Annotated in this window: 14 protein-coding genes; 4 read left to right on the forward strand and 10 right to left on the reverse strand. The window is 66.9% G+C overall.

The features are described 5' to 3' along the window. Nucleotides 1–55: 55 nt before the first annotated feature. From catA to AC1G9C_RS21815, 10 genes are all read right to left on the reverse strand, one after another. Entirely contained in the window at nt 56–997 is a 942-nt protein-coding gene (gene catA / locus AC1G9C_RS21770) for a catechol 1,2-dioxygenase (RefSeq protein WP_480408752.1), read from the reverse strand. Between the two features lie 29 nt (nt 998–1026). Then, nucleotides 1027–1317: a muconolactone Delta-isomerase gene (gene catC / locus AC1G9C_RS21775; protein ID WP_480408753.1), complete on the reverse strand. Its 291-nt coding sequence runs from the start codon at nt 1315–1317 to the stop codon at nt 1027–1029. A 16-nt stretch (nt 1318–1333) separates the two neighbouring features. Next, nucleotides 1334–2455 carry a muconate cycloisomerase family protein gene (locus tag AC1G9C_RS21780; protein ID WP_480408754.1) on the reverse strand — a complete coding sequence of 374 codons (1122 nt, stop codon included), beginning with the start codon at nt 2453–2455 and terminating at the stop codon, nt 1334–1336. Between the two features lie 27 nt (nt 2456–2482). Further along, nucleotides 2483–3823 (reverse strand): MFS transporter, encoded by a 1341-nt coding sequence (locus AC1G9C_RS21785; protein ID WP_480408755.1) that lies wholly within the window; start codon nt 3821–3823, stop codon nt 2483–2485. A 119-nt stretch (nt 3824–3942) separates the two neighbouring features. Continuing rightward, on the reverse strand, nt 3943–4707 hold the full coding sequence (locus AC1G9C_RS21790) for a 1,6-dihydroxycyclohexa-2,4-diene-1-carboxylate dehydrogenase (protein WP_480408756.1): 765 nt from the start codon (nt 4705–4707) through the stop codon (nt 3943–3945). A gap of 88 nt (nt 4708–4795) precedes the next feature. After that, nucleotides 4796–5806: a benzoate 1,2-dioxygenase electron transfer component BenC gene (gene benC, locus AC1G9C_RS21795; protein ID WP_480408757.1), complete on the reverse strand. Its 1011-nt coding sequence runs from the start codon at nt 5804–5806 to the stop codon at nt 4796–4798. 81 nt (nt 5807–5887) lie between these two features. Continuing rightward, nucleotides 5888–6376 carry a benzoate 1,2-dioxygenase small subunit gene (gene benB, locus AC1G9C_RS21800; RefSeq protein ID WP_021441892.1) on the reverse strand — a complete coding sequence of 163 codons (489 nt, stop codon included), beginning with the start codon at nt 6374–6376 and terminating at the stop codon, nt 5888–5890. Next, nucleotides 6377–7738, reverse strand: a complete 1362-nt coding sequence (benA, locus tag AC1G9C_RS21805) for a benzoate 1,2-dioxygenase large subunit (protein WP_480408758.1) — start codon at nt 7736–7738, stop codon at nt 6377–6379. Nucleotides 7739–8018: 280 nt separating this feature from the next. Next, entirely contained in the window at nt 8019–8975 is a 957-nt protein-coding gene (locus AC1G9C_RS21810) for an AraC family transcriptional regulator (RefSeq protein WP_021441894.1), read from the reverse strand. Between the two features lie 296 nt (nt 8976–9271). Next, complete coding sequence (locus tag AC1G9C_RS21815; protein WP_021441895.1) at nt 9272–10117, reverse strand: IclR family transcriptional regulator; 846 nt, start codon at nt 10115–10117, stop codon at nt 9272–9274. 145 nt (nt 10118–10262) lie between these two features. On the opposite strand from AC1G9C_RS21815, the gene AC1G9C_RS21820 reads away from it, so the two are divergent. From AC1G9C_RS21820 to AC1G9C_RS21835, 4 genes are all read left to right on the forward strand, one after another. Next, complete coding sequence (locus AC1G9C_RS21820) at nt 10263–11528, forward strand: Hsp70 family protein (protein ID WP_021441896.1); 1266 nt, start codon at nt 10263–10265, stop codon at nt 11526–11528. 222 nt (nt 11529–11750) lie between these two features. Continuing rightward, nucleotides 11751–12107 (forward strand): DUF6152 family protein, encoded by a 357-nt coding sequence (locus AC1G9C_RS21825; protein WP_480408759.1) that lies wholly within the window; start codon nt 11751–11753, stop codon nt 12105–12107. Next, nucleotides 12108–12590: a hypothetical protein gene (locus AC1G9C_RS21830; protein ID WP_480408760.1), complete on the forward strand. Its 483-nt coding sequence runs from the start codon at nt 12108–12110 to the stop codon at nt 12588–12590. A 54-nt stretch (nt 12591–12644) separates the two neighbouring features. Then, the gene (locus AC1G9C_RS21835) at nt 12645–13178 is read left to right on the forward strand and encodes a hypothetical protein (RefSeq protein WP_457788813.1); all 534 of its coding nucleotides are present in this window, start codon (nt 12645–12647) and stop codon (nt 13176–13178) included. Nucleotides 13179–13213 lie beyond the last annotated feature (35 nt).

Consider the following 13213-nt stretch of genomic DNA (forward strand, 5'->3'; position numbering starts at 1 on the left):
GCGCACCATGCCCACGGCGCACGACACCATTGGTGCGCGCAGCGCACCCTACGGATCAGGCCTGCTGCAAAGCCCGCGGCCGCGCGCTGCGGCGCTCGGCCTTGGGCGCCGGGGCCTGCTGCAGCTGGAAGTCGAACGCCAGCGTGGCGAAACGCTTGGCCGAGATACCGCGGTCGCGGGCGGCGGCTTCGTCCTCGACGAACTGGATATCGCCGACCAGGCCCTCGCGGGTGGCGTATGCGAAGTCGTCCCACAGGTACTGGTCGCCGGCCAGGTTGATCTGGGTGGTCAGGTGGCGATGGCCCGGCGCGGAGATGAAGAAGTGGATATGCGCCGGACGCTGGCCATGGCGGCCGAGCAGGTCGAGGCATTCCTGGGTCGGGCCCTGCGGGTCGCAGCCGTAGCCGCTGGGCACGATGCTGCGCGCGCGATAGCGGCCCTCGGCGTCGGTGACAATGCGCCGGCGCAGGTTGTAGTCGCTCTGGCTCTTGTCGAAGTAGGAGTAGTTGCCCGTGGTGTTGGCGTGCCACAGGTCGACCACGGCACCGGCCAGCGGTTTGCACTGGGTGTCGCGCACCACGCCTTCGAGGAACATCACCGTGGCCACGCCGTCTTCGCTGCCGTCGTCCATCCGCACCTGGCCCTCGGCCAGCGGCGCGCCGGCCACATACAGCGGGCCTTCGATGGTGCGCGGGGTGCCGCCGCTGAGGCCGGCCTCGGCGTCCTTGGCGTCCTGCAGCAGGTCGAGGAAGTGTTCCAGGCCCAGGCCCGGCACCAGCAGGCCGAACTCGCTGCGCGCGCCGAGGCGGTTGAGGTAGTCCACCGCCTGCCAGAATTCGTCGTCGGTCACTTGCAGGTCTTCGATGATCTTCGCCGCGTCGCCGACGATGCGCAGCATCAGCTGCTTGAGGCGCGGGCTGCCCTGCTCATTGTTGAGGCCACAGGCCTCGCGGAACAGGTTCTGCACGTCTTGGGTGTGGGAGATTTTCACGGTCATGGTGGCGTACCTCGTTGTTGTTCTGGGGATCAGCGGTCGTCGGTATGGATCGACGAGGGATGCCGGCACAGCGGCGTGACCTCGATGTCCATGTAGGGGAACAGCGGCAGTTGCAGCAGGGTGTCGTGCAGCGCCTCGACGCTGGCCACGTCGAATACGCTGTAGTTGGCGTAGTGCCCGGCGATGCGCCACAGGTGGCGCCAGGTGCCCTCGCGCATCAGGCGCTGGGCCAGTTCCTTCTCCTCGGCCTTGATCCGCGCGGCCACTGCCGGGTCCATGTCGGCCGGCAGCCTTACGGTCATCTTCACGTGGAACAGCATCAGGATTTCCTCCGTTTCACTTGCGGGCGAAGAACGCCAGGCGCTCTTCGTCCAGGGTCAGGCCCAGGCCCGGGGTACGCGGCACCTGCAGGGCAAAATCGCGGTAGAGCGGCGCCTCAGTGACGATTTCCTCGGTCAGCAGCAGCGGGCCGAACAGCTCGGTGCCCCAGGTCAGCTGCTTGAGGGTGAGAAAGGCGTGGGCCGAGGCCAGGGTGCCGATGGCGCCTTCGAGCATGGTCCCGCCGTACAGGGCGATGCCGGCCGCCTCGGCGATGGCCGCGGTGCGCAGCACGGCGCGCGGGCCGCCGTTCTTGGCGATTTTCAGGGCGAACACGCTGGCCGCCCCATCGGCCGCCAGGCTGAAGGCGTCCTCCACGCTCTCGATGGATTCGTCGGCCATGATCGGTGCCGGGCTGCGCTGGTTGAGGCGCACCTGGCCGGCGCGGTTGATGCGCGCGATCGGCTGCTCGATCAGGTCGATGCCGTTGTCGCCCAGCACCCGGCAGGCGCGGATGGCCTGGGACTCGTCCCAGCCCTGGTTGACGTCGACCCGCACGCTGGCGCAGTCGCCCAGCGCCTGCTTGATGGCGATGACGTGGTTGAGGTCGCGCTGCAGCTCGCCAGCGCCGATCTTCAGCTTGAAGATGCGGTGGCGGCGGATGGCGAGCATCTGCTGCGCCTCGTCGATATCGCGGGCGGTGTCGCCGCTGGCCAGGGTCCAGGCCACCTCCAGGCTGTCGCGCACGCGGCCGCCGAGCAGCTCGCTGACCGCCAGGCCCAGGCGCTTGCCCTGGGCGTCGAGCAGCGCGCTTTCGATGCCCGACTTGGCGAAGGTGTTGCCCTTGGCCAGCTTGTCCAGGCGCTGCATGCAGGCGTTGATATTGGCCGCGTCCTGACCGCGCAGCGCCGGCGCCAGATGGCTGTCGATATTCTGCTTGATGCTCTCCGGGCTCTCGTTGCCGTAGGCCAGGCCACCGATGGTGGTGGCTTCGCCTATGCCTTCGACGCCGTCGCTGCAACGCAGGCGGATGATCACCAGCGTCTGGTTCTGCATGGTATGCATGGCCAGCTTGTGCGGGCGGATGGTCGGCAGGTCGACTATGGTCGCCGTCAGGCTTTCGATCAGGACGTGGCTCATTTCAATCTTCCAGGTTCAGGGTGAGGCTCAGGCCTTGGCCGCCGCCAGCGCCGCGGTCGCCGCCTGGCGCCGCTGGCCGCTGAGGGTGAACACCGCCATGGCCAGGGCGGCGATGGCCCCGGGGATGGCGAAGGCGATAAAGTTCAGTTGCAGCGGCAGGTTGATCGCCATCAGCGCGCCGCCGAGCAGCGGCCCGACTATGGCGCCGTTGCGGCCGATGCCCGAGGCCCAGCCGAGGCCGGTGGAGCGGATCGACAGGCCGTAGAACTGCGCGGCGCCGGCGTACAGCAGGATCTGCGTGCCGATGGTGGTGGCGCCGGCGATGAAGATCAGGCCGTAAAGCACCGGCGTCGGGCTGTTGAAGCCGAGCAGGCTGATCGAGGCGGCGGCGGCGACGAAGAAGGCCACCATCACCTTGCCCAGGTTGAAGCGGTCGCCCAGCCAGCCGCCGAGAATGGCCCCGGCCATGCCGCCGAAATTCAGCGCCAGCAAAAACGACAGGCTCGAGCCCAGGCTGTAGCCGGCGCTGGCCATCAGCTTGGGCAGCCAGGAACTCAGCGCGTAGACCATCAGCAGGCAGCAGAAGAACGCCAGCCACAGGCACAGGGTGCGCAGCGCGCGGCCGTCGCGGAACAGCTCGAAGACGCCGACGCCCTGGCCCTTGCCATCGCTCATCAGCAACTGGTCGGCGGCATCGAGGGCCAGGCCCGGCTCGACCTTGGCCAGCACCGCGCGGGCCTGCTCATGGCGACCCTGGCGCACCAGGAAACCCACCGACTCCGGCAGCTTCCACAGGATCAGCGGCAACAGCAGCAGCGGCACGGCGGCGGCGAAGAACATCGACTCCCAGCCGAAGCGCGGCAGCATGTAGATACCCACGCCGGCGGCGAGCATGCCGCCCAGCGAGTAGCCGCTGAACATCACCGCCACCAGGGTGCTGCGCAGGCGCTTGGGCGCGTACTCGTTCATCAGCGCCACGGCGTTGGGCATCAGCCCGCCACAGCCCAAGCCCGCGATAAAGCGGAAGATGCCGAACTCGGTCGGGCTGCTGGCGAAGCCGTTGAGGATGGTGGCGCTGGAGAACAGCACGAAGCAGATGGCGATGCCCTTCTTGCGCCCGATCCGGTCGGCCAGGGTGCCGAAGCCGAGGGCGCCGAACATCATGCCGAACAGCGCATAGCTGCCCAGGGCGCCGGCCTCCAGCGGGGTCAGGTTCCACTCCTGCATGATCGACGGCAGCACCACGCCGAAGATGAACAGGTCGTAGCCGTCGAAGATCAGCAGCAGCGCGCAGAGCGCCATGACCATCCAGTGGAAGCGGGAAAAGCGCGCGTTGTCGATAACGGGGTGAACGTCTATCTGTCGCATGGCATCGGTTCTCGGTTTTGTTTTTGTTGTGAACTGCTCGGTTGCTTGTGTAGGAGCGCTCGGCCGGTGTTCCGCTTTAGCCGCGATTCGCGGCTAAAGCCGCTCCTACGGGGTCGTGCTCAGCCCAGATCGCCGCCGCCCACCGGCAGGGTCACGCCGGTGATATAGGAGGCCTCGTCGGAGGCGAGAAAGAGGATCGCGCCGACCTGCTCGTCGATGCTGCCGTAGCGTTTCATCAGGCTGCTCTGCACGGTCTGATCGACGATCTGCTGGTACCAGCCCTTCTCCTCGGCGCTCTGTTCGGCGGCATTGCGCGGGATGCGCCGCGGCGGCGCCTCGGTGCCGCCGGGGGCGGTGGCGTTGACGCGGATGCCGCGCTCGGCGGTCTCGAACGCCAGGCAGGCGGTGAGGGCATTGACGCCGCCCTTGGCCGCGCCGTAGGGCACGCGGTTGACCCCGCGGGTGGCGATGGAGGACACGTTGACGATGGCGCCAGCGCCCTGCGCCAGCATCTGCGGCAGCGCGGCGTGGCAGCACCACAGCGTGGGGAACAGCGAGCGACGCACCTCGGCCTCGATCTGCGCCGTTGCGTAGTGCTCGAAGGGCTTGGCCCAGATGGTGCCGCCGACGTTGTTGATCAGGATGTCGAGGCGGCCGAAGCGCGCCACGGCGGCCTGCATCACGCCCTGGCAGTCGCCGGCCTGCTCCAGGTCGGCAGTCAGGCACAGCACGCCTTCATGCTCGGCCAGCTCGAACACCAGCTCGGAGCGGTCCACCGCCACCACCTGCGCGCCCTCCTCCAGCAGCCGCTCGGCGACCCGGCGGCCGATGCCCTGGGCGGCGCCGGTGACCACGGCGACCTTGTGTTGAAAACGCATACTCATAGTCCCGTCCTCGTCGAGGGGCCGCGGGCTTGCGCCCGCGCCGCGAATAAAACCGGCCCGCCGCCGTGGCGGCGGAGCCAAGGAGCAATCAGGCGCTGGCGGCAAACTTCTCGTAATAGAAATTGGCCGGTGCTATGCCCTGCTCGCGGATATAGGCGCTGACCGCCTCGACCATCGGCGGCGGGCCGCACAGGTAGATGTCCACCTCGCCGTCGTTGAGGTGCTTGGGCTCGATGTGCTGGGTGACGTAGCCCTTGTGCGGGTAGCTGCTCTCGGGGCTGGCCACGCAGGCGCTGAAGCTGAAGCCGGGGATGCGCGCGGCGAAGGCTTCCAGCTTGTCCAGCTCGACCAGGTCATGGTCGTGGGTCACGCCGTAGATCAGGTGCAGCGGATGCTCGCAGCCCTCGGCGGCGATCTTCTCCAGCATCGCGGTGAAGGGCGCGAGGCCCGTGCCGCCGGCCAGCAGCAGCAGCGGGCGTTTGATCTCGCGCAGGTAGAAGCTGCCCAGCGGGCCGGCCAGGCTGATGCTGTCGCCGGCCTTGGCCAGGTTGCTCAGGAAGCTGCTCATCAGCCCACCCGGCACGTTGCGGATCAGGAAGCTGACCTCACCGTCCTTCGGCAGACTGCTGAAGGAGTAAGCACGGGTCTGCTCACTGCCCGGCACCTTGAGGTTGACGTACTGCCCCGGCAGGAAAGCCAGTTGGCTCAGCGCCTCGCCCTTGACCGACAGGGCGATGGTGCTGTCGGAGAGCTTGCGCACCGCGCTGATGGCTGCCTCGAAGCTGGCCTGCTGGGTCTTGCACAGCTGCGAGGAGGCCGGCACGCGGATCACGCAGTCGCTCTCGGCGCGCATCTGGCAGGTCAGCACATAGCCCTGCTCGGCCTCGGCTTCGCTCAAGGCGTCCTCGATATATTCCTCGCCGAGGTCGTACTGGCCGGCTTCGGCGAAGCACTTGCAGGCGCCGCAGGCACCGTCGCGGCAGTCCAGGGGGATGTTGATGCCCTGGCGGTAGGCGGCGTCGGCCACCGTCTCACCCAGGTTGGCGTCGATAAAGCGGGTCACCCCGTCTTCGAAATTCAGTGCGATCTTGTGGCTCATGGCGCACCTCGCTATGCGGTTGGCGGCGTGCAGAATCCCGCGGCGGGAGCCCATGGCCCCGCCGGCAGCGCTGCAGCGGATTCAGATGTGGTAGACGTCGATGATCTGGCGCACGTAATCGTTCTTCAGCACCACCTTCTTGGCCTTGATCAGCGGGTTCTCGCCGCGGGTATCCAGGGTGTAGAAGCTGGTGCCGTAGAAGTGATCGACGGTCTTGTAGCGAAAGCTCAGGGTGTGCCAGTTGAAGCGCACCTTGGTCAGCCCATCGCCCTGCTCGACGATCTCGATGTTGTTGATGTTGTGCGAGGTGCGGGTGTCCGGGATGGTGGCGCTGGAGCGCTCGGTGCGGATGCGGAACACCCGGTCCTCCAGGCCGCTGCGGTTGCCGTACCAGATCAGCGAGATCTCGGTCTGCGGGTTTTCCACCAGCTGGTCGGCATCGTCCCAGGCCGGCATCCAGAACTCGGCATCCGGCGCGTACAGCTCCAGCCACTGGTCCCACTGCTTGTCGTCCAGGTAGCGCGCCTCGCGGTAGAGGAAGTCGCGCACGGCGTCATAGGAAAGGCTCATTTACGCACCCTCCACGTGGATCAGTTGCTCTTGCTGCTCTTGCAGCGCCTGGATCATCTGCTGCTGCCAGTAGTGGTGCTGCAGCACAAACAGCCCCTCGTCCTCAGTACGCGCGCCGCTCATCAGCGGCTGCAGGTCGATCTCCCGGGCCGAGTCGTCGGCGCCGTCGATCCAGTGCTGGGCGCCGCGGGACATGTCGTTCCACTGCATGGCGCGGCCGGCGAAGCCCTGCTGGCAGGCGCGGAACTCTTCCAGGTCATCGGGGGTGGCCATGCCGGAGACGTTGAAGAAGTCCTCGTACTGACGGATGCGCCGGGCGCGGGCCTCGGCACTCTCGCCCTTGGGCGCGATGCAGTAGATGGTCACCTCGGTCTTGTCCACCGACAGCGGCCGGGCGATGCGCAGCTGCGAGCCGAACTGGTCCATCAGGTACAGGTTGGGGTACAGGCAGAGGTTGCGCGAATGGCCGATCATCCAGTCGGCGCGGGCTTCGCCGAACTCGGCGGCGAGGCGCTCGCGGTCGGCGAACAGCGGGCGATCCTCGGGGTTGTCCCAACGGGTCCAGAGCAGCAGGTGGCCGTTCTCGAAGGAGTAGAAACCGCCGCCCTTCTTGCCCCAGCCGCCGGCGCTCATGGCGCGGATGTCGTCGCCGGCCTCTTTCAGCTTGCGCTGCTGCTGGGTGGCGGCGTAGTTCCAGTGCACGGCGGTGACGTGGTAGCCGTCGGCACCGTTTTCCGCCTGCAGTTTCCAGTTGCCCTCGTAGACATAGGTGCTGGAGCCGCGCAGCACTTCCAGGCCTTCGCTGGACTGGTCGCAGATCATGTCGATGATCTTCTTCGACTCGCCGAGGAAGTCCTCGAGCGGCGCCACGTCCTCGCGCAGGCTGCCGAACAGGAAGCCGCGGTAGGACTCGAAGCGGGCGACCTTCTTCAGGTCGTGCGAGCCGTCGCAGTTGAAGCTGTCGGGGTAGCCGGCTTCCTTGGGGTCCTTGACCTTGAGCAGCTTGCCGCTGTTGTTGAAGGTCCAGCCGTGGAAGGGGCAGGTGTAGCTGGCCTTGTTGCCGCTCTTGAAGCGGCACAGCATGGCGCCGCGGTGGCTGCAGGCGTTGATGAAGGCGTTGAGCTCACCCTCCTTGTTGCGCGCGATGAAGATCGGCTGGCGCCCCATGTGGGTGGTGTAGTAGTCGTTGACGTTGGGGATCTGGCTCTCATGGGCCAGGTACAGCCAGTTGCCCTCGAAGATGTGCTGCATCTCCAGGTCGAACAACCGGGGGTCGGTGAACATCTCGCGCTTGCAGCGGAAAATGCCCTTGTCCTTGTCTTCTTCAAGCAGGCTATTGAGGTAGTCGAGTCCCAGGTTCATGGCCATGGCTCCGTTGTTATTGTTTCAACGGTTCCAAGGCTATGCCGCCTGATTGTCCGACAATATCCAGTTAGTGCAGGACCTTTATCCGTTTTCTGCAGGGTGCGACCAAGGTCGTAGAAGCCGCGTCAGCCGTGGCCTGGGCAGAAACTCGGAAGGTGGAAAACCGCGAAGCGTTTTCCACCTGTAGCCAACCGGAAGAGCTACGACGCGTGTTTGATCGGAGGACAAGCTACCCGCTCGTAGGGTGTGCCGTGCGCACCGAAAACACGCGGAGCGATCAGGACTCGCGGCGACGCAGGGTATCGGAGGGCAGCTCGCCGAAGGCGCTCTTGTAGCTCTCGGAGAAGCGGCCGAGGTGGAGGAAGCCGTAGTCCAGCGCCACCTCGGTGATATTGCGCACCTTGGCCGAGGGGTCGCTGAGGCAGGCGTGCACCCGCTCCAGCTTGCGCTGGCGGATATAGTGCTTGGGCGTGGTACCCAGGTGCTTGTCGAACAGCGCGTAGAGCGAGCGCGGGCTGATATGGGCGAGCTGGGCCAGTTGCTCGAGGCTGATGTCCTGCTTGAGGTTGTCGTCGATGAACTGCACCAGGCGCTCGAACGAGGGGTTGCTCTCCGCCAGCTCCGCGCGGCTGACGTTGTTGCCGAGCAGGCCGAGCAGCTTGCTGGCGATGATCCGTGTGTAGTGCTCCTGCACCGAGGGCAGCGACTGCTCGCTCTCGGCCTCGTCGCAGACCAGGCCGAGCAGGTTGGTGAAGCCTTCGAGCTGCTGCAGCTGGTGGCGCGAGGCGAAGCGCACGCCGTCGGCCGGGCGCTGCCAGTGGTTGTCGCTGCAGGCGCGCTCGATCAACTGGCTCGGCAGCTTGACGATGAACTTCTCGCAGTCGTCGGAATAGGTCAGGTCGACCGGATCGTCGGGGTTGATCAGCAGCAGTTCGCCGGGGGTGAAGTAGTGTTCCTGGCCATGGCCGCGCCACAGGCAGTGGCCCTGCAGCAGCATCTGCAGGTGATAGATGGTTTCCAGCGCCGGCGAGGTGACGCGCACGCTGCCGCCGTAGCTGATGCGGCACAGGTCGAGGCTGGCGAAGCTGCGGTGGCTGAGGCTGGCGGCCGGGCGGCCGCTGTTGGGCAGGCGAATGCAATGCGAGCCGACATGCTGGTTGACGTAGTCGGATACCGCATAGGGGTCGGCATTGGCGAACAGCCGACTCTTCTCGTTGAGCAGACGACAGTCCATAACTCAGGGCGCTCTTATTGTTATCAACTGGCGAGTGCTGACGGGCCAAGGCTGCCCTCCTCGCTCGAACCATAGATACAGGCAAATCGCCCGCCGCTGATCACGAACCGATCAACGGTTGACCGGCACAGGTTAGCGGCCTGGCGAGCTTAGGCAATCGGACCTTGGGCGAATATCGCTGCGGGCGATTACCGCCCGCTTTCGTCTGGGTCAGGCAGGATCTCCTAGGGTGGATCGCGCTTTATCGATCCACCGTCCTGGTGGATGTAAAAAGCGCCATCCCCCCTAGGATCTGCTCAAGAAGGCCGAAACAGCTGGCTGCTGAGGTCGCGGCTGGCGCTGAGCATCAGCGGCAGGTAGCGCTTTTCCAGCTCGCTGATCGGCACGCGGCCGGCGTGGGTGCTGACGTTCATCGCCGCCAGCACGTGGCCGGCGGAGTCATACACCGGCACCGCCAGCGAACGCAGGCCCTGCTCCAGCTCCTGGTCGACGATGCACCAGCCCTGGTGGCGCACGCGCTGCAGGCACTCCCACAGCGCCTCGGGGGTGTGCAGGGTGCGACTGGTCTTGGGCTGCAACTCGGCGTGGGCCAGGTAGTCCTGCAACTGGTCGTCGTCCAGCGCGGCGAGCAGGATGCGGCCCATGGAGGTGCAGTAGGCCGGCAGGCGGCTGCCGACGCTGAGATCCACCGAGATCAGCCGCTGCGGAATCGCCGAGCGGGCGATATAGAGCACCTGCTCGCCCTCCAGGGTGGCCAGGTTGCAGGCCTCGTGCAGCTGCTCGCTCAAACGGTCGAGGTAGGGCTGGGCGGACACCGCCAACGGCGTCGACGACAGGTAGGCGTGGCCCAGGGTCAGCACCTTGGGCAGCAGCGAATAGGTGCGCCCGTCGGTGGTGACGTAGCCCAGCTTCATCAGGCTGTAGAGGCAGCGGCGCACCGCGGCGCGGGGAATCTCGGTGCGGTGGCTGATCTGCGCGATGGTCAGGTGGCGCTTGCGCTCCTGAAAGGCGTTGATCACCGCCAGGCCGCGGGCCAGGGAGGTCATGAAATTGGGATCGCCGGCGAACTCCTCGATGCGCTTGGCCGGCGACACGTAGGGCGGCGGCGCCAGGCTGGACAGGGGCGGACGGGTATCGCTCATGGAACCTCCGGGGCGGTCGACAGTGCCTGGCGATTATCGAACCACGGTGCGGTAATCGCAAACCCCCGAAAAACTGATACCCGGTGCTGCACGCCCGCACGACCTGCCCTAGAATGCGCGGCCGTTTTCTCAGGCTGTCCGCACCATGCCCTTCTCCACCCCCGCCCGCGCCTGCGGTATCGACTTCGGCACCTCCAACTCCACCGTCGGCTGGCTGCGCCCCGGCCAGGACAGCCTGCTGGTGCTGGAAGACGGCAAGATCACCCTGCCCTCGGTGATCTTCTTCAACACCGAGGAGCGCCGCCCGGTCTACGGCCGCCAAGCCCTGCACGAGTACCTGGAGGGCTACGAAGGCCGCCTGATGCGCTCGCTGAAGAGCCTGCTGGGCTCCAAGCTGCTCAAAAGCGAGACCACCGTGCTGGGCAGCGCGCTGCCGTTCAAGGCGCTGCTCGGCTTCTTTATCGGCGAGCTGAAGAGCCGCGCCGAGCGCCTGGCCGAGCGCAGCTTCGACGAGGTGGTGCTGGGCCGCCCGGTGTTCTTCGTCGACGACGACGCGCAAGCCGACCAGGAGGCGCAGAACACCCTGGTGGCGGTGGCGCACCAGCTCGGCTTCAAGGAGGTGTCGTTCCAGTACGAGCCGATCGCCGCGGCCTTCGACTACGAGTCGAACCTGGACCGCGAGGAGCTGGTGCTGATCGTCGACATCGGCGGCGGCACCTCGGACTTCTCCCTGGTGCGCCTGGCACCCGAGCGCCACCAGCTGGCCGAGCGCCAGGACGACATCCTCGCCACCGGCGGCGTGCATATCGGCGGTACCGATTTCGACAAGCAGCTATCGTTGGCCGGGGTGATGCCGCTGTTCGGCTACGGCAGCCGGATGAAGAGCGACGCCTTCATGCCCACCAGCTACCACCTCAATCTGGCCACCTGGCACACCATCAACGCGCTGTACGCGCAGAAGACCCAGCTGGCGCTGCAGAACATGCGCTACGACATAGTCGACGCCACCGGCATCGACCGCCTGTTCGGCCTGATCGAACAACGCGCCGGGCACTGGCTGGCGATGCAGGTGGAAGACAGCAAGATCGCCCTCAGCGAGCAGGACGCGCGCGCCATCGACCTGTCGCGCGTGGAGCCGGGGCTGGTCGCCGAACTGAGCCGGCCGCTGTTCGAAGAGGCCATCGAGCCACTGCTGGAACGTATCCGCGCCAGCCTCGGCCAGCTGCTCGCCGATGCCGGCATCGCCGCCGAGCAGGTCGACACGCTGTTCTTCACAGGCGGCTCCAGCGGCGTGCCGGCGCTGCGCCAGAGCGTGGCGGCGATGCTGCCCAATGCGCGCAGCGTGGAAGGCAACACCTTCGGCAGCATCGGCAGCGGCCTGGCCATCGAGGCGAAGAAGCGCTACGGCTGAGGCGCCTTGCGCCCCCTTGGGCCCGGACCCTTGGTTGGGCTGAGGAGCCCGCGACGAAGCCCAACGGGGGCGTCCGCCGGCCCGCGGTTGGGCTTCACGGCGCGCAGCGACAATCTACCGAGGGCCGGCCGATTCTGTTTCCAAATGCTGCCCACCCGCCGCGGCGCGGGCTGCAGGGTCTAGGTTTACCCGGTGTCCAACCAGCCACACCGGGTGACCGCCATGCTGAAGAAACTGCTGCTCCTCGCCACCGCGCTCGGCCTGCTGCTGGCCGGCGCCCTCGCCCAGGCCCACCACGGCTGGAGCTCCTACGACGCCGATCGGACCCTGACCCTGGAAGTGCCGCTGCAACAGGTCAACTACCGCAACCCGCACGCCGACGTGAGCATCGAGCACGACGGGCGCAGCTGGCTGGTGATCCTCGCCCCGCTCAGCCGCCTGCAGGCTCGCGGCCTGCCGGAAGCCGACCTGACTGTGGGCAAGACCGTGACCATCGTCGGCTACCCGCGCAAGGACGGCACCGCGGAGATCCGCGCCGAGCGCATCATCGTCGACGGCCGCACCATCGAACTGCGCTAGATGGACGTGCTGACCGCCTGGGCCGCCTGGCTGGAGGCCTCGGCCCTGGGCGAGCAGATGCGCAGCTCGACGCTGCTCTACCCGGCGCTCAACCTGCTGCACCTGCTCGGCCTGGTGCTGTTGCTCGGCAGCATGCTGCTGCTCGATGCACGCCTGCTCGGCGCCGGTCGCGGTTTCCCGCTGGCGGCGGTGTCGCGCGCGCTGACGCCGCTGGCGGTGGTCGGCCTGCTGTTGTTGCTGGGCAGCGGCTTCTGCCTGTTCGCCGCCGACGCCGGGCCACTGCTCGACAACCGCCTGCTGCAGTTCAAGCTGCTGCTGATCGCCCTGGGTATCGGCAACGCCCTGTTGTTTCGGCATCTGTGGAGCGCCCGGCTGAGCGACTGGGACAGGCGCGCACCGCTGCTCGGTCGGCTGCAGGCGGCGCTGTCGCTGCTGGCGTGGCTACTGGTGATGAGCCTCGGCCGCCTGCTGGCTTACTTCTAGCCCGGCGCGCTTTGCCTTATCCTGCGCGCCTTCGCCCCCAACAGGAATGCCCCGATGAAAGCCCAGCTGGAAGAACTGATCGCCAAGATAAGCTCCGGCTGCCTGCCCGCGGACGAGATCGCCCGCATCGCCGACGAAGCGGCGCAGGCCTATGCCGACCCGGTCGCCTTCCTCGCTGCCAACCCCGACGTCAACTACGACGACGACTTCCCCATCCCGCTGGGCGAATGGGTGGTGGTCGGCAGCCTGCCGGATACCGTGCTGTTCCAGGCCGACAGCTACCAGGAGCTGTTCCAGCAGATCACCGAGTCCTTCGGCCCTCAGGTGCCGTTCGTGCTCAAGGCCAAGCAACTGGCCAAGACCGAACCGCTTACCGCGCTCAATCGCATCCAGGTGCAGCTCTCGGCGCTGTCGCCGGAAACCGGCGGCTATGTGCTGGTGGACTTCAGCGAACCGCTGGACGACGAGCTGCAGGCAGTGCTGGTGTACGCCAGCGACCTGCCGCGGGTGATGGAGCTGGCGGTGGAAGTGGGCATCTACGCCGCGCCGGCGCTGGAGGCCTTGAAGGCGGCGCAGGCGGGGGAGTAAGCCACAGGACTTGCCCTCTCCCATAAATGGGAGAG

The organism is Pseudomonas sp. ABa2, assembly GCF_056676075.1.

Coding starts and splice junctions, on each gene's coding strand:
- benA (WP_480408758.1), bottom strand. CDS start 7,738: ATGAACCTGGGACTCGACTACCTCAATAGCCTGCTTGAAGAAGACAAG.
- AC1G9C_RS21825 (WP_480408759.1), top strand. CDS start 11,751: ATGCTGAAGAAACTGCTGCTCCTCGCCACCGCGCTCGGCCTGCTGCTG.
- AC1G9C_RS21830 (WP_480408760.1), top strand. CDS start 12,108: ATGGACGTGCTGACCGCCTGGGCCGCCTGGCTGGAGGCCTCGGCCCTG.
- benB (WP_021441892.1), bottom strand. CDS start 6,376: ATGAGCCTTTCCTATGACGCCGTGCGCGACTTCCTCTACCGCGAGGCG.
- AC1G9C_RS21820 (WP_021441896.1), top strand. CDS start 10,263: ATGCCCTTCTCCACCCCCGCCCGCGCCTGCGGTATCGACTTCGGCACC.
- catC (WP_480408753.1), bottom strand. CDS start 1,317: ATGCTGTTCCACGTGAAGATGACCGTAAGGCTGCCGGCCGACATGGAC.
- AC1G9C_RS21790 (WP_480408756.1), bottom strand. CDS start 4,707: ATGAGTATGCGTTTTCAACACAAGGTCGCCGTGGTCACCGGCGCCGCC.
- AC1G9C_RS21780 (WP_480408754.1), bottom strand. CDS start 2,455: ATGAGCCACGTCCTGATCGAAAGCCTGACGGCGACCATAGTCGACCTG.
- AC1G9C_RS21810 (WP_021441894.1), bottom strand. CDS start 8,975: ATGGACTGTCGTCTGCTCAACGAGAAGAGTCGGCTGTTCGCCAATGCC.
- AC1G9C_RS21835 (WP_457788813.1), top strand. CDS start 12,645: ATGAAAGCCCAGCTGGAAGAACTGATCGCCAAGATAAGCTCCGGCTGC.
- AC1G9C_RS21785 (WP_480408755.1), bottom strand. CDS start 3,823: ATGCGACAGATAGACGTTCACCCCGTTATCGACAACGCGCGCTTTTCC.
- catA (WP_480408752.1), bottom strand. CDS start 997: ATGACCGTGAAAATCTCCCACACCCAAGACGTGCAGAACCTGTTCCGC.
- AC1G9C_RS21815 (WP_021441895.1), bottom strand. CDS start 10,117: ATGAGCGATACCCGTCCGCCCCTGTCCAGCCTGGCGCCGCCGCCCTAC.
- benC (WP_480408757.1), bottom strand. CDS start 5,806: ATGAGCCACAAGATCGCACTGAATTTCGAAGACGGGGTGACCCGCTTT.